The sequence below is a fragment of the Micromonospora chokoriensis genome (assembly GCF_000718555.1).
In the GTDB taxonomy this organism is placed as follows: Bacteria; Actinomycetota; Actinomycetes; order Mycobacteriales; family Micromonosporaceae; genus Micromonospora; species Micromonospora chokoriensis_B.
Genome location: NZ_JOAN01000013.1, coordinates 1 through 21258, shown reverse-complemented (window position 1 = coordinate 21258; position 21258 = coordinate 1). Strand labels below are relative to the sequence as shown.

The following is a 21258-nucleotide window of genomic DNA, read 5'->3' as shown; positions in this document are numbered from 1 at the left end:
GACGCCGCTCAGATGCCCGGCAGCCGACCGTTGCGGAACAGGTCGACGAAGAGCTGATGGTCCTGACGGGCGCGCACCCCGTACGCGTGTGCGAAGTCCACCAGGTGCGCGACGAAGCCCGCCTCGTCGGTGTCGACCGCCGCGACGATCGCCTCCTCGGTGGAGTAGTCCACCAGGTCGTGACTGGATTCGTCGTCGGCGACCGAGTGCATCCGGGCCACCGCCCGGCCAAGGTCGACGAGAACCCCGGTCAGCTCCTCCGGCTCGTTCACGTCCGACCAGTCCAGATCGGCGGCGTACGGCGAGACCTCGGCGACGAGCTGACCGGCCCCGTTCAGCTCGGTGAAGCCCAACCACGGGTCGGCGTGCGCCTGCAACGCCCGCTGCGACTCGGCGGTCCGGTGCCCCTGGTGCTGGAAGTAGTCGCGGACCGACTCGTCGGTGACGTACCGCGCCACCGCCGGGACCTGCGCCTGCTTCATGTAGATGACGACGTCGTTCTCCAGTGCCTGGGTGTGCCCCTCCAGCAGCAGGTTGTACGACGGCAGCCCGGCCGAGCCGATGCCCACCCCCTTGCGCAGCACCACATCCTTGATCCGCGCCGCCACCGGGCGCAGCGGCGTCGAGACGGCTGGCAGGGTGCCCAGGTAGTCCTGGAAGGCAGCGCGAACCAACTCCCGGGTGGCGTCGTCGATCTCGTAGACCCCGTCGCCGAGGGAGAAGCGACGCTCGTAGCTGTCGATGGTGGTCTGCGCGGCGAGCAAGTCGACGCGGGTGTTGAGCCGGGCCTGCTGGAGCACCCGGCGCAGCACCCCGTCGGCGTTGTCCAGGGTGATCGAGCCGATCGCGTCGTCACCGCCGGCGGCGATGGCCCGCAGCTCGGTCAGGTACGACCGGGCGAAGCCGGCAACCAGATCCCCGATCGCCGTGTCGGAGAGCGCCTTGCCGTAGCCGAGCAGCGCCACGCTGGCCGCGAGCCGGCGCAGGTCCCAGGTGAACGGCCCGACGTACGCCTCGTCGAAGTCGTTGACGTTGAACACCAGTTGCCCAGAGGCGTTCATGTAGGTGCCGAAGTTCTCCGCGTGCAGGTCACCGTGGATCCACACCCGGCTGGTCCGCTCGTCTAGGAACCGGTCGTCGGCGAAGTCGCCGCGCTGGTCGGCGTAGAAGAGCGCGGCGCTGCCTCGGTAGAAGGCGAACGGCGAAGCCGCCATCTTGCGGAACTTGCGGCGGAAGGCGGCCGGGTCGATCGCCATCGACGCGCCGAACTCCTCGGTGAGCACGTCGACGATGTGGGCGGAACGCTGGTCCGCTGAGCTGCTCATATTGCGCAGGCTAGTGCGGCGAGTCCATAACCGGGTGGCGAACCGGCCAGCCATCGACCATGCTGTCTGCGTCACGGCGCGGGGGCCCGGACACCACGGTCACGTCGGTCGATCGCTGCGCTGCCATCAGCGGGCGACAGGTCCCCCGCCGGGCGTCGACCTTGGAGGACCAGCAACACATGTTCCGAAAAACGGGGACCTTGCTCACCGCCGCACTGCTCGGACTGACCGCGACCGTCGGCTGGGCCGGACCAGCTGCTGCCGCACCGTCGGCCGCTGCCGACGCTCCCACCTTCTCGCTGAGCCGGCTGGTGCTCGAGCCGACCGAGCGGGGCTACCGAGGCAGCCTTCGGGTGACCATCACCAACAACAGCGACAGCACCGACGGCTTCTACTTCCAGATCCGCGAGCCGGTGGCGGCGTCCTTCGCCGGAGGGCCTGAGTCACACTGCGACCCGGACGGGGTGTCAGAGGGGCGGCTGGTCCGCAGCTGCGGCCTGCCTCAGGGCAACGAACTGGCTGCGGGCGAGAGCCGCCGAGCCCCCGTCGAATTCCAGGTGCTGACCACCCCCCGCAGTTACCCGATGATTGCGACCGATGGATCGATCACCGTCTACTCGTGGAAATTCGGATCGCTGGGCACCGTCCCGTTCAGCGCGCAGTTCCGCTCCCTCGACGGCAAGCTGGCCCGCCCCCAGACGTACGTGCAGGACACCCAGCCGGACGCGTCCATCGAGCTGGCCGGGCCGGTGACCGACGGCCCCGAGAACACCCGGCGGGTGCCCCTGCGGGTCCGGTACGCAGGCGACGCCGCGAACTTCGGCCTCTCGGTCCGGGCCACGCCACTGCCCGCCGGGTCGATGATCCTGCACACCGATCCCTGGGATGGTCCGGTGTACAGCGAACGAGCCTTCGTGCCAGGCGGGCAGCTGATGGCCGGCGAGGAGCGCGAGATCGCGCTGCTCATCAGCCGGCCGACCGACCCGGCGGACGAGACCGCGCCAATCAACCTGGAGCTGTCGACCGACTGGGTGGAGACGGTCCCCGACATCGACCCGAGCGACAACACCGTCACGTTCAACCTGGCCCTGCCGACCAGCTGACCTGGCGGCACGGCGGTCGGCCGCCACCCGGAGCAACTCCGGGTGGCGGCCGACCGCGTCAGCCTGCGGTGGGTGGGCGTACCGGCGGGGCGGTGAGCGAGTCGACCGAGCGCGGGGCGGCAGCTTCGCGGGGCGGCGCGTCCAGCGGCGCGGCCAGCACATCCCGTTGCGGCACACCCCCGATGCCGGACTGCTCGGCGGCGATCTTCTCCTGCAGGAGCAGGATGCCGTGCAGCAGCGCCTCCGGCCGGGGCGGGCAGCCGGGCACGTACACGTCGACCGGGATGAGCTGGTCGACGCCCTTGGTCACCGAGTACGAATCCCAGTAGGGGCCGCCGCAGTTGGAGCAGGCGCCGAACGAGATGACGTACTTCGGCTCGGGCATCTGGTCGTAGAGCCGCTTGATCGCCGGGGCCATCTTGTCGGTCACCGTGCCGGAGACCACCATCAGGTCGGCCTGGCGGGGGCCGTGGGCGAACGGGATCACGCCAAGTCGGATGAAGTCGTGCCGACCCATGCTGGTGGCGATGAACTCGATCGCGCAGCAGGCCAGCCCGAAGTTGAACACCCAGAGCGAGTAGCGGCGCCCCCAGTTCAGCACGAACCGGATCGGCTCACCGAGCACTGCCGGCAACTGCACGAGCGTCCCCTCTCCTCATCGACAGTGAATCACAGGCGAGGTCGGCGCGGTCCGGCGGCGAGCGGCCTGAGTGCCCGGCCGATTGTCCCGGAGGCGACAAGGATCGGCACCGATTGACGCGCAACCTACCGGCGCGCTCGCTTGTGTGACCGGTGCTGGCGAACACACCGCCCGCGGCCGCCACGGGGAGGACGAGTGCTTGTGACACGAGACGTGCGGGTGGGTGGACACCCGCCGGACCCACCGGAAACCGCAACCTCCACGCCGGCAGAGCTGGTCTTCGACGACTTTTACCACGCCCACTTCCGCGGGCTGGTGGTGCAGCTGACCGCGTACACGGGTGACCGTGGGCAGGCGCAGGACCTGGTTCAGGAGGCGTTCTGTCGAGCGTACGCCCGTTGGGACCGGCTCGCCGACTACCAGGATCCCCTGGCCTGGGTCCGTAAGGTCGCCTGGAACCTCGGCCACAACCGTTGGCGGCGGCTGCGGACCGCCCAGCAGTGGTTGCTGCGGCAGCGGGAGACACACGTCGCGGAGCCGAGCCCGGACCGGGTCGCCGTCGACGCCGCATTGGCGAAGTTGCCGCCGAAGCAGCGGCGGGCCGTCGTGCTGCACTACCTCGCCGACCTGACGGTCGCGGAGATCGCCGCCCAGGAACAGGTCGCCGAGGGGACGGTCAAGTCCTGGCTGCACCGGGGCCGGACCGCACTCGCCACCCACCTGCGCGACACCTATGAGGAGGTGCGGGATGTCTGAGCCGGAGACCCTTGACCTCGCCGAAGAGTTCGCCCGTTACCGCCGTACCGCGCTGGCGGAGATCGAGGCGCCCGGGCCCGCCGCCGTCCGACGGACGGTACGCGGTCGCAGCCGACGTCGGCTGGCTGCCACCGCCACGACGGCGCTCGCCCTGTTCGGCGGGTCGGCCGTCGGATACGCGGCGCTGAGCGGCCCGGACCACCGACCGGGTCCGGTCGACCCGACGCCGAGCATCTCGGTGTCGCCCACACCGAGTGGCTCGCAAAGCCCAACCCCCAGCCCTTCCGGGACCAGTGCCAGCCCGACCAGTCCCGTGCCGAACGGCCGGATCAGCCGGGCCCAGCTGCTGGGGACGCCGGTGACCCTGCCGGCATGGCGGGCCGGACCAGGCTGCCCGACGTCGCAGACGCGGCTCACCGCCGAGGGCCGGGAGGGTGCGAACTGGCTCCAGACGCTCGACCATGGCGACATCGACGGGGACGGCGCGGTGGAGACGGTGGCGCTGGTGCAGTGCGTGCTCGGCACCCGTGGGCCGATGCAGGTGGTCGCCTTCGACCGCGACGAGGAGGGGAAGGTGATCACCCTCGGCCGGGTGGTCGCGACCACCATCGACAAGCCGCAGTGGCTGTTCGCACTGGATGTCGTGAGCGACGGCACGGTCCGCGTGCAGGTCGGTGACATCGCTCCCGGGGGTGGCTGGCCCGCTGAGTGGTCACAGCGGCAGTGGCGGGGCTACCGCTGGAACGGCGACGCCTTCGCCCAGGTCTCCGGGCCGACTGCCTTCGGCCCGAACCCGCACTCGGCGGACGTCTCGGTCACCGCCACCGACCTCGTGTTGACGACGGCCGACGACGGCTCCCGAACGGGGACGGCCACCGTGCGGATCCGCAATCGGGGCACCGGACCTGTCGCGCACGTGGCGCTGCGGCTGGGCGTGCCCGCGTCGGTGCGTCCGGACGTCGACGGGTGGGCCCCGTGTGGAGGCGAGCCCCAGAACACCAGCGAGCCGGTTACCTGCGATCTTGGTCAACTGGCTGCGGGGGCGGAGGTGCGGTTGGACCTCAGCTTCCGGGTGGCCAAGGGGATCGTGCTGGGCACCGGGAAGGCCGACGTGGATGTCCGGCCGATGGACAGCGGATTCGACTTCCTGTTGGACGTCAACGACGCCGACAACCAGGTGCGGATGACCTACCGCTGAGGGATCCGGTCGCCGGCCGCGTCGTACGCCACGGGGGCGTACGACGCGGCTGGCGCTCCGGTCACCAGGTGGGACGCTGCAGCAGCCCGACGAACTCGACAAGCAGCCGTTCCCGCAGCGCCGGCGGCGCGGCGTCGAGCAGTGTGTTCACCACCGCCATCCGCTCCGGCAGCGGCGCACCATCGGCCTCGCCGCCCATGCCCAGCCCGGCGGCCAGCCCCGCGACCAGCTCCGGAGTCAGATCGCCCGGGGTGAGGGCACCGGCCAGCGCAGCCAACTCGGCGGGCAGCCGGACCGGGCCGGCGGCGGTGGCCGCGGCCACCGCCTCGGTCAGGTCCGGCCCGAACTCGGCGACCCGAGGCGCGACCGCGGCGGTCACCGTGAGGTGCACGCTGGCGGGCAGACCGGCGTACGACAGTTGGGGTTGGGTGTGCCAGCCCCGCGCGGTCAGCTCGTCGACCAGGACGAACAGGTCGGGTCCGCCATCGGTGGCGGTGAAGCAGACCACTGTCGACTCCGGCTCGGCCATCAGCCGCAACCCGTCGACAGCACGGACCGCGTCGGCCAGGCCGGCGACCGCGTCCCGGGTGACGGCGGCGAGCCGCAGGTAGCCGTCGTCGCCGAGGTGCCGCAGCGTCGCGTACGCGGCGGCGATCGGCCCGCCCGAGCGGGTGGACGCGATCACCGGATTGATCATCGTGTAGCCGGGCCAGTCGGCGTACGCGAAGTACTGCGGAGCGCGCAGGGCGGCGTCGCGGTGCAGCAGCACCGACACCCCCTTCGGCGCGTACGCGTACTTGTGCAGGTCGACCGAGATGGAGGTGACCCCGGCTACCGCGAAGTCGAACGGCGGCACCGGCTCCCCGAGACGGCGCAGGTACGGCAGGGTCCAGCCGCCGAAGCAGGCATCCACGTGGCAGCGCACCCCGGCCTCGGCCGCAGCGGCAGCGATCTCGGCGACCGGGTCCACCACCCCGTGCGCGTACGACGGCGCGGAGCAGGCGACCAGCACCGTCTCCGGGCGGATCGCGGCGGCCATCGCGGCCGGGTCGGGGCGCAGCGTGTCCGGGGAGACCGGCACGACGTCCAGCGCCACCCGCAGGTAGTGGGCCGCCTTGGCGAATGCCGCGTGCGCGCTCGACGGCACCAGGATCCGGGGTGCGGCGATCTCCGGGTGGGCGTCCCGGGCGGCCTTGACGGCGAGGATCAGCGACTCGGTGCCGCCGCTGGTGACGCTGCCGACGACGTCCGGTGCGGTGGTCCCGGGGCCCGCGCCCAGCACCCGGCCGGCGGCGCCGACAAGTGCGTTCTCCATGGCCAGCAGGCTGGGGAAGGCGGTCGGGTCCAGCCCGTTGACGTGGGCGCTCTCCCGGTGCGCGGCGGCGGCCAACTCGTCCAGCCCCGGCACCGCCGGGTCGTAGACGTACGCGAACAGCCGCCCCCCGTGGGTAGGCGCGTCACTCGCCCGCAGCTCCCGCACCTCTTCAAGAACCCGTTCCGCCGGAACCCCGGTAGCGGAAAGCGCCCCAGCCTCAACCCTGTTCTCGTCGATCATGGAGTTGTGGTGCCCTTCTCGTGACGGTTAACGGCGTTCATCCCCCAGCACAACTCCATGATCGACCCGATCGCTCTGGGCGGTCAGGGTGTAGTAGCGGAGCAGGAGGATGGGGGGAGCTATGAGGAGGGCGGGGATCAGCGTGAAGCCTAGGAGGACGCCTAGTCTGGCCGCGTCGGACTGAGGTGCGGCCGAGCCGGTCTCCGAGGAGACGTAGCCGGAGAGCTGGAGCACCAGCCCGTAGATGCCCGGGCCGAGCGCCAGGCCGAAGGTCTCCCCGGCGGTCCACACGCCGGTGAAGACACCCGCCTGTCGTCGACCGGTGCGCGCCGTCTCGTGCGCGATGCAGTCCGGCAACATCGCCAGCGCGAAGACCTGCTGCCCGGCGTACCCCACGCCGATCATCGCGACCAGGAGGTAGGCGGCGATCGTCGGCAGCACCGGCGCGGCGAGCAGGGCGAGCGCGCCGACGGCGAGGATCAGCGAGGCGACGACAAGCGCGATCCGCTTGCCGAGCCGGGCACCGACCCGAGTCCAGATCGGCATCACCAGCAGCGCCGGCCCGACGAAGCAGACGAAGAGCAGGGTCGGGCCGCTCTCCTCGTCGCGCAGGATCTGCCCCGCGAAGTAGTTGACCCCGGCCAGGATCGTCGCTACCCCGGCGGACTGCACCACGAAGCAGATCAGCAGTGCTCGGAACGGACGGTTGCCGCCAGCCACGGCAAGCTGGGCGCGCAGCGTCGGCTCGCTCTCGCCCACCGTGCCGGTCGGCGCGGACCGGGTGCCCAGGAACGCGCCGAGGGCCCCGAGGGCGATCAGCACCGCCACGAACAGCCCCATCCACCGGTGCCCGGCCACACCGTCACCACCAGCGCTCACCACCAGCGGCGCGAGGGCGCCGGAGACCAGGATGGCCAACGCCAGCACCGCGATCCGCCAGGTCATCAGGCGGGTGCGCTCGGCGTAGTCGTCGGTCAACTCCGCCGGCATCGCCACGTACGGCACCTGGAAGAAGGCGAACGCGGTGGCGGTGGCGAGGAAGGCGAACGCCACGTACGCCGCGGCGGCCGAACCGTTACCGAAGGGTGCCGCGAAGATCGACGCGAACAGGATGGCGAGCGCCAGGCCGGCAACGAGCAGGTACGGCCGGCGGGCGCCCCAGCGCGAGCGGGTGCGATCGGAGATCCGCCCGGCGACCGGGTTGACCAGCACGTCCCAGGCCTTGGGCAGCAGCACCAGCAGGGCGGCCAGCCCGGCGGCAACGCCCAGGGTGTCGGTCAGGTACGGCAGCAGCAGCAAGCCTGGCACGGTGCCGAACGCGCCGGTCGCCAGTGAGCCGAGCGCGTACCCGGCGTGCACCGATCGGGGCAGCGAGCCGGTGGCTGACGAGCCGGCGCCCGGCGGCGTTTTCATGGGGCCGAATGTTACTCACGTTATGTCGGTGGTCACATCCCCTCATCAGGCGACCAACCCGCCGCCGCGATGTCCACACCTTCACCGCGCAGCGGCACCCCCTCGGCGCGCAGTCGGGCCCGCGCCTCCCGCTCGTGCCCCGGCGGCAGCCGACCACTCGCGGTCACCACCCGATGCCAGGGAACCGAGCCCCCGTGCCGCGCCATGATGTTGCCGACCAGCCGGGCCGAGGCACGCCCCGAGCGCTCGGACAGCGCGTCGGCCACCCCGCCGTAGGACATCACCCGGCCCGGCGGGATCCGCTCGACCAGGTCGAGCACCGCCTCGACGTACTCGTCAGGAGTCACAATCCGCCACCATATGGGAACGCCGCCGGGCGGCACGGCCGCGACCACGCAGAATGGTCCGGTGCGCGACGCAGTCACGACGGCCCGGCGGGTCGTCGTCAAGATCGGATCCTCCTCGTTGACCACCGCCGCCGGCGGGCTGGCCGACGAGCGCGTCGACACGCTCGTCGACACCCTCGGTCGGCTCACCGCCGAAGGACGCGAGGTGGTGCTGGTCTCCTCCGGCGCCATCGCCGCCGGGCTCGCGCCACTCGGGCTGGCCCGACGCCCGCGCGACCTGGCCACCCAGCAGGCCGCCGCCAGCGTCGGGCAAGGGCTCCTGATCGGCCGGTACGCGGCCAGCTTCGCCCGGCACGGCCGCACCGTCGGGCAGGTGCTGCTCACCGTCGACGACGTGACCCGGCGAGCGCACTACCGCAACGCGTACCGGACGCTGCGCAAGCTGCTCGACCTGCGGGCGGTGCCGATCGTCAACGAGAACGACACGGTGGCCACCCAGGAGATCCGGTTCGGCGACAACGATCGGCTGGCCGCCCTGGTGGCCGCGCTGGTCCACGCCGACCTGCTGGTGCTCCTCTCCGACGTGGACGCGCTCTGGACCGGCGACCCCACCAAACCCGACTCGACCCGGATCACCGAAGTGCGCGACGACGCGGACCTCGCCGGGATCACCATCGGCGGGGCCGGCCGGTCCGGCGTCGGCACCGGCGGCATGGTGACAAAGGTCGAGGCCGCCCGGATCGCCACCGGCTTCGGCATCCCGGTGGTGCTCACCTCCGCCGACCTGGCCAGCCCGGCGCTGGCCGGCGAACCGGTCGGCACGCTCTTCCACCCGCAGCGGAAACGCCCGACAGCCCGACTGTTCTGGCTGGCCCATGCCACCTCGCCCCGGGGGCGGCTGCACCTCGACCCGGGCGCGGTGGCCGCCGTCGTCGGGCGACGCAAGTCGCTGCTGCCGGCGGGCATCACCGCCGTGGACGGCACGTTCACCGCAGGCGACCCGGTGGACCTGGTGGACACCGCCGGCGCGTCGGTCGCCCGAGGGCTTGTCAACTACGACGCGGTGGAGCTGCCCGGGCTACTCGGCCGCTCCACGTCCGAACTCGCCGCGGCGCTCGGCCCGGCGTACGAACGAGAGGTCGTCCACCGCGACGATCTCGTACTGCTGTGAGGAGTGCTGTCATGAGCGAGCGCCAGCGAGCGAATCATCAACTCAGAATCTCGGTGCCTCATGTCGGCACGCAGCGAAGCGGAGTGACGGCATGAGCGAGCGCCAGCGAGCGAATCATCAACTCGGAATCTCGGTGCCTCATGTCGGCACGCAGCGAAGCGGAGTGACGGCATGAGCGTGGTTGAGCAGGCGCGACGAGCGCGGGACGCCGCCGCCGAGTTGGCCGTGGCCACGCGTACGGTCAAGGACGCCGCGCTGGTGGCGATGGCCGACGCGCTCGTGGCGCGTACCCCGGAGATCCTGACCGCGAACGAGGCGGACCTGGCGGCCGGCCGGGAAGCCGGGCTGAGCGCGGCCGTGTTGGACCGGCTCGCCCTCGACGCGGCTCGGGTGGCCGGCATCGCCGGCGCGCTGCGCGAGATGGCCGCGTTGCCCGACCCGGTCGGCGAGGTGGTCCGCGGGTCCACCCTGCCCAACGGCCTGGAGCTGCGCCAGATCCGGGTGCCGTTCGGGGTGGTCGGCATCATCTATGAGGCGCGGCCCAACGTGACAGTGGACGCCGCCGGGATCTGCCTCAAGTCCGGCAACGCGGCGCTGCTGCGCGGGTCGTCGTCGGCCGCGCACTCGAACGCCGCGCTGGTCGCGGTGCTGCGCGACGCGGTAGGCGGGGCCGGGCTGCCGGCCGACGCGGTGCAGTTGCTCGACGCCAGCTCCCGCGACTCGGTCAAGGAGCTGATGCGCGCCAGGGGTCTCGTCGACGTGCTCATCCCGCGCGGCGGCGCGTCGCTGATCCGCACCGTGGTCGAGGAGTCGACCGTGCCGGTGATCGAGACCGGGGTGGGCAACTGCCACGTCTACGTCGACGCCGCCGCCGACGTGGCGAAGGCCGTCGCGGTGACGCTGAACGCCAAGACGCAACGCCTGTCCACCTGCAACACCGCCGAGTCGCTGCTGGTGCACGCGGGCATCGCCGACGCGTTCCTGCCGCCGGTGCTGGCCGCGTTCGCCGAGGCGGGGGTGACCGTGCACGGCTCCCCCGAGGTGGCCGCCTACTCCGCCGCCGTGGTCCCGGCCACCGAGGAGGACTACGCCACCGAATACCTCTCCGCCGACATCTCGGTGGCGGTGGTCGACTCGCTGGACGCGGCGGTCGCGCACATCCGCCGCTTCGGCACCGGGCACACCGAGGCGATCCTCACCGACTCGGTGAGCGCGGCCCGCGACTTCGTCGCGCGGGTGGACGCGGCGGCGGTGATGGTGAACGCCTCGACCCGGTTCACCGACGGGGGCGAGTTCGGCTTCGGTGCGGAGATCGGCATCTCCACCCAGAAGCTGCACGCCCGCGGCCCGATGGGCCTCCCCGAGCTAACCAGCACCAAGTACGTGGTCACCGGAAACGGCCACGTGCGCTAACGCCCGGCCCTTCGCGCCGATCTTGCACTTTCTGTCCCGGCATACGGGGCATTTACGCGTGAATCAACAACCGAAACTGCAAGATCGGCGAGGGCTCAGCGGGATGGAGCGGGGCGGGCGGCGCGGATCGCGGACAGGGTGGCGTGCACGTCGAACTGGTGGCCGTCGTCGCTCTCCCAGCCACCGTCGCTGCGCTGGGTCTCGGTCAACCGGCGCAGAGCCCGCACCATGATCCAGTCTTCTGGATCGATGCCGGCGCGGCGCAGCGTGGCCGCCAGCCACGCCACGTTCCCCGGGGACATCTTCGGCATCCGCTCGGCGAGCACCACCTGGATCCGCGCCGACTCCTGGAACATCTCCTGCCGGTGCAGCACGGCCGCGCTCAGCCAGCCGGCGGCGAGGAACGACGGCCAGCTACCGTCCGGGCGCAGCCGCGCGGCGAGCGAGTGGGCCGCCGCCTGCACCACCCCGGCGTACGCCCCACCGACCCGATGGTCGAGCGGCCCCGAGGCCCGCGCGTCCAAGCCGGCGACGGTGAGCCAGAAACCGGCGTTGGCCGACACCAGGAACCCGGCCTCCGGATCACCGGGCCGGGCCCACTCCGGCGCCGAGTCGGCCAGTGACGCGTCCTCTTCCCAACCACCGTCGGCCTGCTGCCGGGACGCCAGCCAGTCCAGTGCGCGGCGGGCGGCGGGACGGCCGAGCGCGCCGAGGTCGTCCAACTCGGCGAGCCGGAAGCAGGTGGCGTCGATCGAGGCGATCTCACCGCCCCAGGTGGCCGGCCAGCCGCCGTCGGGTGACTGGCCGACCTCGGCCGTCTCCAGCAACACGTCGGGCACGGCGGTGCCGTTGCGCAGCCAGGAGAGGCGGGCACGTTCCACCGCATCCCCATGTGCCACGACGAACCCGATCGCGGCTTCCAAGTCGACCACGGCGGTGACGCTACCTGCGCAGACGCAATGCCGCCTCGGAGAATCGGCCAGCTCGACATGGCTGCGTCGCTCCGAGGAGGAGGCTGCTCGGCGTCGCCTGCGTCGATTTGCCGGGGCGGCCGTGCGGGCCGCCCCGGCTCATTCGTCAGTACGCGGGCAGCGACGGGTCGATCTGCTTGATCCAGGAGAGCACGCCGCCCTGCACGTGGACGGCGTCCTTGAATCCGGCCGCCTTGAGCGCGGCGAGTGCCTCCGCAGAGCGGACGCCGGACTTGCAGTGCAGCACGATCTGCCGGTCCTGCGGCAGCTTCGCCAGGGCCTCACCGGAGATGATGTCGCCCTTGGGGATCAGCGTGGCGCCGGGAATGCGGACGATCTCGTACTCGGCCGGCTCGCGTACGTCGACCAGGAAGATGTCCTTGCCGGCGTCCTGCCACTCCTTGAGCTCCAGCGCGGTGATGGTGGCGTCGAGCGTCGCCTCCTGTGCCTCCTCGGAGACCGCGCCGCAGAAGTCCTCGTAGTCTTCGAGCAGGTCGGTGACGCTCGGGTTGTCGCCGCAGAGCGCGCAGTTCGGGTCCTTGCGGACCTTGATCTTGCGGTATTCCATCTCCAGGGCGTCGTAGACCATCAGGCGGCCGACCAACGGCTCACCGATGCCGGTGAGCAGCTTAATCGCCTCGTTCACCTGGATCGAGCCGATCGACGCGCAGAGGACCCCGAGCACGCCACCCTCGGCGCAGGAGGGAACCATGCCGGGCGGCGGCGGCTCCGGGTAGAGGCAGCGGTAGCAGGGGCCGTGCTCGGCCCAGAACACCGACGCCTGACCGTCGAAGCGGTAGATCGAACCCCAGACGTACGGCTTGCCGAGCAGCACCGCCGCGTCGTTGACCATGTAGCGGGTGGCGAAGTTGTCGGTGCCATCGACGATCAGGTCGTACTGGGCGAAGATCTCGCGGACGTTCTCCCGGTCCAGCGCGGTGTTGTGGATCTCCACGTTGACCAGGGGGTTGATCTCGCGGATCGACGCAGCCGCGGACTCGGCCTTGGACCGACCGATGTCGGAGACGCCGTGGATGATCTGGCGCTGGAGGTTGGACTCGTCGACGGTGTCGAAATCGATGATGCCGAGTGTGCCGACCCCGGCCGCGGCGAGGTACATCAGGGCCGGCGACCCGAGGCCACCGGCGCCGACGCAGAGCACCCGGGCGTTCTTCAGCCGCTTCTGGCCGGCCACGCCGACATCCGGGATGATCAAGTGACGTGAGTAGCGGCGGATCTCGTCAACGGTCAGCTCGGCGGCGGGCTCGACGAGCGGGGGCAACGACACGGTGGACTCCCCGGGATCGGCGGTGTGAACCGCGCCATTGTTGCTCGCGGGAGCCCTCCTCGGCCATGAGGGATGACACGTGGTCCGCTATGCGGGAGCGGGAATAACCGACGACCGGCCCGATCAGGGGACGATGTCACCCGCGTAGCGACGGCCGTCGAGGTAGGGCCAGGCGTTGGCGACGCAGCCGTTCAGGCCGTACGTCTGCTGTTGCATCACCGGGGCGGGCTCGCCATGGCCGGGGCAGGCCTCGTGACCCTCGCCGAACTCGTGGCCCACCTCGTGGTTGATGACGTAGGTGCGGTAGGTCTCCAGCGAAGCGCCGTAGTCGGGGACCGCCTCCATCCAGCGAGCCAGGTTGATGATCACCTGACCGGGCAGTCGGCAGGATGTGTAGCGCTCGGTGGTCAGCCCACCCTCGGCGCACATCCGCTCGGAGGTGACCGGGGTGGCCAGGTAGATGGTGAAGTCGGCGGCCCCGGAGTCGGCCACCCGTTGCACCCGCAGCTCATCGGAGGCGATCCAACTGCGCGGGTCGGTCAGCGCCTCGTCCACCCGGGCGGCGAACGCGTCGGCGTCCTGGCCGGTGCCGCGTTCGACGACGACCCGGTAGCGCCGCAGCGGCCCGTCCGTGCCGTACACGGGTGTGTCGCCGTCGGCTGCGGTGAAGCGTCCCGCTCCGACCGACGGGTAGCTGGTGGGCACCGGGTGCGGCACCCCACCTCCGTGGCCCATTCCGCCCTGGGTGGTGGCCGGAGGCTCGGTTGACGGCTCGCCGCCCCGACTCACCGTCACGCCGATGGCGGCGGCGAGCACGAGCAGGCCGAGCAGCACGCTGCGGCGACGCCGCCGGTGCATCCGGACCAGCGCGGGACGCGCACCCCGGTACGCCGACCGGGGGTCGGGCGGCCGAGGTGGGCCGTAAGGGGACGACGGCGTCATGTCGTCAAGCCTGCCAGATTATTCGGGCATTTCTCCGTTTTAGCCGCTATTGCCGCAAGACGCCTGATGGAGGAGCGGGCGGTCGGCGTGTCGGCCGACCGCCTCAGAGAGCAGGGCCGGTGTAACGACGCCCGTCGACGTACGGCCACGGGTTGGCCCGGCACCCGTTGAGGAAGAGCGTCTGCTGCATCATCACCGGCGCTGGCCGACCCGCACCGGGGCAACGCTCGTGCCGATGCCCGAGCTGGTGACCCACCTCGTGGTTGACCACGTACGTCCGGTAGAGCGTCAGCGGCACCCCGGCCGAGACGAAGTGCGGCACGGACAGCCGCCACCGATCCAGGTTGACGATCACCTGGCCGGGCGCCCGACAGGACGTGTACGGCCGACCGTCGACCCGGATGTCCACCCCGCCGTCGGCGCACATCCGACCCGCCGTACGCGCGGTGGCCAGGTAGACGGTGAAGTCACGAGGCGCATCCCCCGGCACCTGCTGGAGCCGCAACCTGCCGCTGTCGACCCAACTGCCCGGCCCGGTGAGCGCCACCTGCACCGCCTGGGCGAACTCGCCGGCGTCCTCATTGCTGCCCGACTCCACCGCCACCCGGTAGCGCCGTAGCTCACCCGCCCGGCCCAGCACCGGGCCGGAGCGAGCGTCGTAGCCGAACTTCCCCGTGCCGGCGCTCGGGACCGCGCCGGGCGCCCGCAACACCGGGGGCGGGCTGGACGCGACCGCGTCGGAGGGCGACGGGTCGGCCGGCAGCGGCGCGTCCACCAGCGGCGGAGTGCCGGCCGCCTCGGCAGCCAACCGGTCGGCGCCAGGGGGCCCATCCGGCCCTTCGGCCAACACGGTCGCCGCCGCGCCGACAGCCACCACCACCGCCACCAACTGGGCGAGCAGCGCGAGACGGCGACGACGGCGAGCTGAGCTGAGCATCCAGGTCAGCCTGCCAGATCAGACCGCCCCGCCGCGTCCTCCGTTTCGGCGAGCAGGCCGACCACCGCGCGCGCGACCAGCCGAGGAACCTCCAGCTGCGCCACATGACCGACACCGTCGAGCATCATCAATCGGCTGTCCGGGATGACCCGGGCGGTCTGCGGCGCGACCCGCACGTCGACCAGGCGGTCCTGTCGGCCGCCCACCACCAGGGTCGGCGCGCGTACCGCGGCGGCGAGACGCCACAGCGATCCCGCCCCCGGCAGGTACGCCCGCAGAAAGCTGGAGACCAGCCCACGGAACGTCCGGACGTACGCGGCGGCGTAGTGCTCGGCCTCGTACCGCACCCGGATCTCCTCCAGGGCTTCGGCCCGGCGCTGATCGCAGATCCGGCTGAGGTCGGCGACGCAGGCCTCCAGCACCTGCTGGGCCATCAGCTCCGGCGCGAGTTGGGTGAGCCGCCGGGCGACCAGCCGTTCACCCCGCGGGATGGCGAGCACCGGCAGCATCCGCCCCTGCAACGAGCGCCGGAAATCCAGGAACGGCAGCGCCGGGGAGATCAGGGTGAGGGTACGGACCAGGTCCGGCCGCAGCCCGGCGACCTGGACCGCGACCGCGCCGCCAAGCGAGTTGCCGAACAGGTGCACCGGACCCCGACCGGAATGCTCGATCCAACGGACGACCAGATCCGCGAAGGCCGGAATCGTGTAGCGGGGGCCCGGCTCGCTGCGGCCGAACCCGGGCAGGTCGATGGCCTGACCGTCCAGTCGGTCGGCGAGGAGCCCGGCCAGGTCGGTCCAGTTCTGCGACGACCCGCCCAACCCGTGCACGTACAGCGCCGGCTGAGCGCCGGGGGCGGTCGCCGGGGTGTCCCGCACGTACGTGACCAGGCCGTCGAGGCGAACCTCCCGGCCCGGCCACGGCGGCGGGACACGGTGATCGGGGAGCAGATGGTCCGGCCAGAGGGTGGCGCTTCTCATCGTTCCAGTCTGCACCGGACCACTCAGGACAGCAGCGCCTCCAGCCGACGGTTGACCGCCGCCAGCGTCGCCCGGACCACCGCCTGCCGCGGATCACCCGCGACCAGGGCCGACCCGGCGAGCTGCTCGACCCAGCCCTCGCAGACCAGCAACGCCACCACGGTGGCCACCTCGCAGTTACCGAACGGCACCACCGCCGCGTGTTCGACGAAGCAGCGCCCCCGCTCGGCGTTCTCGGCGCCACGCAGCAACTCGTCCACCGCGGCGGCCGCCGCCACCGCGCAGAGCCGCAGCACGTAGCCATCCACCGCCGGCCCGGTCGCGTACCCGGAGGCGCTGTCGCCCCCGGCCAGCAGCCGGACCTCCACGTTTGCGTCCAGGCCAAAGGTGCTGACCTGCACGTGGTCGATCACCACGCGGGGCCCCGGCGTGTCGCCGGTCTCCAGCGGCCGGGACGGCGCCGACTCCGTCGTGGTCACCTGACCACCGGAGTACGACGTGCCGAGCGTCGCCGGGCTGCCGGTAGCGACGCCGGCCGGAGCGGGCGAGACCGATCCGGGTTCCTCCACCGTGGCGCGGCCCCGGTGCGCTGCGTTCGACCGGCGGCGACGCGTCTGGTCGGTGCTGGTCCGCTGCTCCGGGCCGCCCGGCGTGGCCTCGACCCGACCACCGGACAGCCGGGCGGCCGTCGGCGGCTCCGCTGCCCGAACCTCGCCGGGATCGCGCGTAACCCCGCTAAGCGCTTCCGGGGTACGCCGCTCGGCGGGCCGGGGTTCGGCCGCGCGACGGCGAACCGGCGGAGGTGGCGTGCTGGGCAGGCCGGGCACGTTCTGCGGGGCTGCGGCCAACCCCATCCGCTCCTGAAGAAGCCGGGCCACCTGGCGGCTCACCTCGGCCGGGTCGGCGCCGTCGGCCAGGTCCAGTCGCAGACTGTGCGCCCCCGCCGGCGTACGACGCAGGGCCGCGTCGCGGACACCAGCCACCTCCCGGACAGCGTCCAGGATGGCGTTGACGTCGAACCCTTCGGGGCGCTCCCGCAGTGGCGCCGGCTCGTCGTCCCGGCGCAGGTGAGTGGCGATGCGGGCGAGTTCCGGGGTTTCGGCGGGCGGTTCCACGGCTGGCGGCTCCGGCACGACGGGCACGTCCGGTTCCGCGGGGACGCGCTGCGGCAGCACCACCGCGCTCGGGGCCGACGGCTGACCATTCTCGGCCGACGACGTCGGGTCGGGGGCGGACCGGCGAGCCGCGTAGGAGGAGGCGGACGCCGGCGCGGGCCGATCCCGGCGGCCGGGACCATTCGTGCCCGGGGGCGGGACCGCTGCGGTGGAGGACCGGGTGGCGTCACTCGGTGGTGGGTCGTTGGCCGGCGCGGTCGGCTGAGGCGACTCGACGGGTGACGGACCGAGCGGCTCGGGTGTCGCTGGCCGGAGCCGGAACGGTGCGGTCGGCCGCATCTCGGGCCGCGGCTGGCCAGGCGTATCGCCCCCGTCGCCGCTGGCCGCTCGGCTCACCGGCCAGGACGGGCGCTCGAGGGCGGACGGCGGGATCCGGCCCTCGGACCAGTCCGGCCGCTCGGCCCGGGAACTGCTCGCCGTCGGCGAACCGCCAGCCCAGGAGGGGCGCTCCGCCACCAGGGACGGGCCCGCCGGAGCCGGTGGCGCATCGACAAGCGCGGGAGGCGGCCCCGCTGGTGCCGGAGGCGACACGGCAGGTGTCTGCGGCGGCCCAGCGAGTGCCGGAGGCGGCACGTCGGCCGGTGCCGGCGCGTCGACCGAGGGCTGGCTGGGGGCCCAGGGTCGCGTCGACGGGGGGCTGGTCGGCGTCGGATCGGAGGCCCCAGCCCAGGACGGTCGCGTCGACGCCGCGCTGGTCGAGGGCGGTTCGGACCCGCCAGCCCAGGCCGGACGTACCGGCGGCACGCTTGTCGCCGACTCGGACCCACCGGCCCAGGCCGGTCGCACCGGCGGCACGCTTGTCGGCGTCGAATCGGCCCCCCCGGCCCGAGAGAGCCGCGCGGGCGGCTCGCTGGTGGGCTCGGGGTCGGCCCCGCCAGCCCAGGACGGGCGTTCAGCCCGGGATCCGCCTGTCGCTCCGGAACCCGCCCAGGCCGGCCGGTCAGCCGGCGGACCACTGGTCGGCGTCGCACCACCCGCCCAGGTCGGAGGGTTGGTCGGCGGGGCGCTGGTCGGCTCCGCGGGGCGCTCCGGCACGGACTCGGACTCGCCCCGGGGCGTGGGTTCGTACCCGCGGGGCCGATCGGCGCGCACCGGCTCATACGGGCGGGGCACCTCGGCGCGCACCGGCTCGTACGGCTGGATGGGCTCGGCGACCCAGCCCGGCGTCGACTCGTCCCGTACGGCCGGGCCGACCGGCTCGTCGTCCTGGCGGGACCAGGGCGGGGCCCACCCGCCACCCCAACTCGGCCGGTTCCAGCTCGGCCCCGACCAGTCAGGCTCGGCGGCCGGCGATTCCCCGGACCGGTGCGCTTCGCCGGGATAGCGCGCGTCCTCTGCGCGGTACGCGTCCCCGGGATAGTGCGCATCCGCGGCCCCGGCGCGGTGCGTCTCTCCTGGCCGAGCGCCCTCGACGGCGCGACCGGGCTCGCTCTCGTCAGCGTGCCCGGCGAGGCCGGGGGTGTGTCCGGAGGTCGCCGTGTGCTCGGGTGCGAGTGGGGCCCGCCAGTCGCGAGGAGCGGCGGGATTCTCGTCGGCCAGCCGCTCGCCGGTGGGCGCGTGGAAGCCGGGCGGCACCTCGAAACCCGACGCGGCGGTGCCGACAGGCGGCACCTGGACGGCCGGCGGGGCCGAGGTGGGCAACCCGGGCTCGGCCCAGCGCGCACGGTGGGCGGCAGCCGGATCGGCGGTGGGGTGCTGGTCGAGGCCCAGGTCGGGCTCGGCGGCACCCTGCTCGGCCAGCGGTGCCGGACGTTGGGCGGGCACCACCAGCCGATCGCTGGCTGCCCCGGGTCGACCCTCAGCGGGCTGCCCGGGCGGCGCGCTCACCGGTGTGAGGCGCCCCGAGGGCGGTTCGAGACCGGGATGACGGACGCCGTTGACGTCGTCCGAGGCGTGCACGCCGTTGACGTGATAGCCGTTGGTGTGGGCCGGCGATTCTGGGTCGCCCGACCGCCCGACCAGCGGCGATGGCAGGTCGCCATGCCGTGTCGAGGAGGTACGCCAGCCCGACGCGGGGTCGGGCTGCCAGCGCGGCGCCTCGTCCCGGGCGTCCTCGCGGTCGGCGGCTCTGGGCCACCCGCCCGCAGGAGGTGCCCACCCGCTGACGGAACGGCTCGGGTCGTCGTGCTGACCCGTTCCGTCACCGTGCTCTCCCGGGGTGGCGGCTCCGGGTTGCCCTGTTTCACTCACCGCGCGCTCCTTGGTCGCCCCCGCTGAGGCTACCGTGTGCCGAGAGTGGCGATAAGTTACAGCGGCGGGCCATTTCCACGACGAGGGTCACGGGCCTCGCCCGGTCTGGGGGGAAAATGCCGGCTCGTACGGAGAACTCGGAGGATCCCATGACCGCTGCGGGGAACGGTGCACAGACCGCTGGCCGGCCCACCCGCCTGCCCCGCTCCGCGCGTCGTAAGCAGCTTCTTGCTGCGGCGCAGGAGGTGTTCGTCGCGCAGGGCTACCACGCCGCCGCGATGGACGACATCGCCGAGCGGGCCGGGGTCTCGAAGCCGGTGCTCTACCAACACTTTCCCGGAAAGATGGATCTCTACCTGGCGCTGCTCGACACGCACTGTGACGCCATCGTCGCTCAGGTGCAAGATGCGATGCGCGGCACCAGCGACAACAAGGAGCGAGTCAGCGCCTCGGTACGGGCGTACTTCGACTTCGTGGACCACGAGAGCGAGGCGTTCCGTCTCGTCTTCGAATCGGATCTGCGCAACGACCCGGCGGTGCGGCAGCGGGTGGAGCGGGTCGAGCAGGGCTGCATCGCGGCCATCACCGACACCATCATCTCCGACACCGGGGTGAGCAGGGCGCACGCCGAGTTGCTCGCGTCCGGGCTGGTCGGCGCGGCGGAGACGGCCGCGCAGTTCTGGCTGGCTGGTGGCCGGCAGGTGCCCAAGGCCGAGGCCGAGGCGTTGGTGGCCGCGTTGTCGTGGCGGGGCATCGCGAGCTTCCCGCTGCAAGGTGAGTCAGCCTGACCACCGACCCCGTGATCGGATAGCCTTCGCAGGGCGGTTCTTTCGCCCCAGTTGAGGAGGCACAGTGGAGGTCAAGATCGGCGTGCAGTATGCGCCACGCGAGCTGGTAGTGGACAGCGCGCAGTCGCCGGCCGAGATCGAGCAGATCGTGACCGACGCCTTCGCCGGTGGCGGCGGCACGCTGTCCCTGACCGACGAGAAGGGCCGGCGGGTCATCGTTCCGATCGAGAAGGTCGCCTACGTCGAGATCGCCGAGGCGTCGTCCCGCGCGTTCGGGTTCACCGTCCGCTGACCGGTCCGGCCGTCGCGGCAGGTCGGCGTCCGGCCCACCTGCCGCAGGCCGGCGCCGACCAGTGGGTCGGTCAGTTGTTCAGCCCGGCGGCGGCCATCCGCGCGGTGTGCGCGGTGGTGAGCCTCCCGAACAGCCCTGACACGTCGACCCGGCCGTCCCGCGCGATCAGCGCGGTGAGTGTGGCGCGCTCGGCGGCGACTCGGCCTGCCTGAGACAACGCCTCTCCGACGAGCCGCCGGGCCCACATGGAGAGCCGACCAGCCACCCGGGGGTCGTCGGTGACGGCCAACCGGATCTCCGCGGCGGCGAAGTCCGCGTACCGGGAGTCGTGCAGCACGTCCAGCACCAGCGCCCGGTCCGGGTCCTCCAGGGCGTCGGCGATCTCGCGAATGAAGTCGTCGGTGATCGCGTCACCGACGTACGCCTTGGCGACCACTTCCGCCCAGTCCCGTGGCTCGGTCGAGTCGTGGTACGCCTGCAACGCCTCGACATAGGGCGCCATCGCATCCTCCGGCGACACGCCAAGCGCGCTGAGCCGGTCGGCGAGGCGCCGATAGTTGGCGATCTCAGCCGCGGCCATCTCGCTCAGCGCGGCCCGTCGGCGCAGGTCAGGGGCGAGCCGGGCGTCGCTGGCCATCCGCTCGAAGGCGAGCAGCTCACCAGAGGCGACAAGACCCAAAAGGTCAGCAACGGCGATAGCAGACACGAGCGGCAGGCTACCGCGTACCCACCCCCCACGCGCCCACCCCCGCCCCCGCCCGCCCCGTCCCCGCC

General features: G+C 72.4%; 19 protein-coding genes. 7 read left to right on the top strand and 12 right to left on the bottom strand.

The window, feature by feature from the left end:
- Positions 1 to 8: 8 nt before the first annotated feature.
- Positions 9 to 1325 (bottom strand): DUF2252 domain-containing protein, encoded by a 1317-nt coding sequence (locus IF46_RS0118035; protein WP_030489529.1) that lies wholly within the window; start codon positions 1323 to 1325, stop codon positions 9 to 11.
- A 179-nt stretch (positions 1326 to 1504) separates the two neighbouring features.
- Between IF46_RS0118035 and IF46_RS0118030 the strand changes: the two genes are divergently transcribed.
- Entirely contained in the window at positions 1505 to 2428 is a 924-nt protein-coding gene (locus IF46_RS0118030) for a hypothetical protein (protein WP_157563128.1), read from the top strand.
- A 58-nt stretch (positions 2429 to 2486) separates the two neighbouring features.
- On the opposite strand, the gene IF46_RS0118025 is transcribed toward IF46_RS0118030, so the two are convergent.
- Positions 2487 to 3068 (bottom strand): NADH-quinone oxidoreductase subunit B, encoded by a 582-nt coding sequence (locus IF46_RS0118025; RefSeq protein ID WP_030489527.1) that lies wholly within the window; start codon positions 3066 to 3068, stop codon positions 2487 to 2489.
- Between the two features lie 195 nt (positions 3069 to 3263).
- On the opposite strand from IF46_RS0118025, the gene IF46_RS0118020 reads away from it, so the two are divergent.
- Complete coding sequence (locus tag IF46_RS0118020) at positions 3264 to 3824, top strand: SigE family RNA polymerase sigma factor (RefSeq protein ID WP_030489526.1); 561 nt, start codon at positions 3264 to 3266, stop codon at positions 3822 to 3824.
- A complete protein-coding gene (locus tag IF46_RS0118015) occupies positions 3817 to 5022 on the top strand; it encodes a hypothetical protein (protein ID WP_030489525.1) in 1206 nt (401 codons plus the stop codon). The genes IF46_RS0118020 and IF46_RS0118015 overlap by 8 nt, the downstream gene beginning before the upstream one ends.
- A 61-nt stretch (positions 5023 to 5083) precedes the next feature.
- On the opposite strand, the gene IF46_RS0118010 is transcribed toward IF46_RS0118015, so the two are convergent.
- Genes IF46_RS0118010 through IF46_RS32600 form a run of 3 tightly spaced genes read right to left on the bottom strand, consistent with a single transcriptional unit; the run spans position 5084 to position 8337 of the window.
- Positions 5084 to 6577, bottom strand: coding sequence for a pyridoxal phosphate-dependent decarboxylase family protein (locus IF46_RS0118010; RefSeq protein ID WP_030489524.1), 1494 nt, complete (start codon positions 6575 to 6577; stop codon positions 5084 to 5086).
- Positions 6578 to 6604: 27 nt separating this feature from the next.
- A complete protein-coding gene (locus IF46_RS0118005) occupies positions 6605 to 7990 on the bottom strand; it encodes an MFS transporter (RefSeq protein WP_051723992.1) in 1386 nt (461 codons plus the stop codon).
- Positions 7991 to 8022: 32 nt separating this feature from the next.
- A complete protein-coding gene (locus tag IF46_RS32600) occupies positions 8023 to 8337 on the bottom strand; it encodes an MGMT family protein (RefSeq protein ID WP_036392462.1) in 315 nt (104 codons plus the stop codon).
- Positions 8338 to 8350: 13 nt separating this feature from the next.
- Between IF46_RS32600 and proB the strand changes: the two genes are divergently transcribed.
- Entirely contained in the window at positions 8351 to 9508 is a 1158-nt protein-coding gene (gene proB / locus IF46_RS0117995) for a glutamate 5-kinase (RefSeq protein WP_051723991.1), read from the top strand.
- Positions 9509 to 9679: 171 nt separating this feature from the next.
- Complete coding sequence (locus IF46_RS0117990; protein WP_030489521.1) at positions 9680 to 10921, top strand: glutamate-5-semialdehyde dehydrogenase; 1242 nt, start codon at positions 9680 to 9682, stop codon at positions 10919 to 10921.
- Positions 10922 to 11016: 95 nt separating this feature from the next.
- Here IF46_RS0117990 and IF46_RS0117985 read toward each other — a convergent pair whose 3' ends face one another.
- From IF46_RS0117985 to IF46_RS35215, 6 genes are all read right to left on the bottom strand, one after another.
- Positions 11017 to 11853: a prenyltransferase/squalene oxidase repeat-containing protein gene (locus IF46_RS0117985; protein ID WP_232234079.1), complete on the bottom strand. Its 837-nt coding sequence runs from the start codon at positions 11851 to 11853 to the stop codon at positions 11017 to 11019.
- 145 nt (positions 11854 to 11998) lie between these two features.
- The gene (moeZ, locus tag IF46_RS0117980; RefSeq protein ID WP_030489519.1) at positions 11999 to 13180 is read right to left on the bottom strand and encodes an adenylyltransferase/sulfurtransferase MoeZ; all 1182 of its coding nucleotides are present in this window, start codon (positions 13178 to 13180) and stop codon (positions 11999 to 12001) included.
- 123 nt (positions 13181 to 13303) lie between these two features.
- Positions 13304 to 14122 carry a DUF3152 domain-containing protein gene (locus IF46_RS0117975; protein ID WP_030489518.1) on the bottom strand — a complete coding sequence of 273 codons (819 nt, stop codon included), beginning with the start codon at positions 14120 to 14122 and terminating at the stop codon, positions 13304 to 13306.
- Positions 14123 to 14225: 103 nt separating this feature from the next.
- Positions 14226 to 15059 (bottom strand): DUF3152 domain-containing protein, encoded by an 834-nt coding sequence (locus tag IF46_RS0117970; RefSeq protein ID WP_030489517.1) that lies wholly within the window; start codon positions 15057 to 15059, stop codon positions 14226 to 14228.
- Between the two features lie 5 nt (positions 15060 to 15064).
- Positions 15065 to 16039: an alpha/beta fold hydrolase gene (locus IF46_RS0117965; protein WP_030489516.1), complete on the bottom strand. Its 975-nt coding sequence runs from the start codon at positions 16037 to 16039 to the stop codon at positions 15065 to 15067.
- 23 nt (positions 16040 to 16062) lie between these two features.
- Entirely contained in the window at positions 16063 to 18249 is a 2187-nt protein-coding gene (locus tag IF46_RS35215) for a hypothetical protein (RefSeq protein WP_030489515.1), read from the bottom strand.
- Between the two features lie 1304 nt (positions 18250 to 19553).
- On the opposite strand from IF46_RS35215, the gene IF46_RS0117955 reads away from it, so the two are divergent.
- On the top strand, positions 19554 to 20192 hold the full coding sequence (locus IF46_RS0117955; RefSeq protein WP_030489514.1) for a TetR/AcrR family transcriptional regulator: 639 nt from the start codon (positions 19554 to 19556) through the stop codon (positions 20190 to 20192).
- 64 nt (positions 20193 to 20256) lie between these two features.
- Entirely contained in the window at positions 20257 to 20484 is a 228-nt protein-coding gene (locus tag IF46_RS0117950; RefSeq protein ID WP_030489513.1) for a DUF3107 domain-containing protein, read from the top strand.
- 70 nt (positions 20485 to 20554) lie between these two features.
- Here IF46_RS0117950 and IF46_RS0117945 read toward each other — a convergent pair whose 3' ends face one another.
- Positions 20555 to 21190, bottom strand: a complete 636-nt coding sequence (locus IF46_RS0117945; RefSeq protein ID WP_232234077.1) for a ferritin-like fold-containing protein — start codon at positions 21188 to 21190, stop codon at positions 20555 to 20557.
- Positions 21191 to 21258 lie beyond the last annotated feature (68 nt).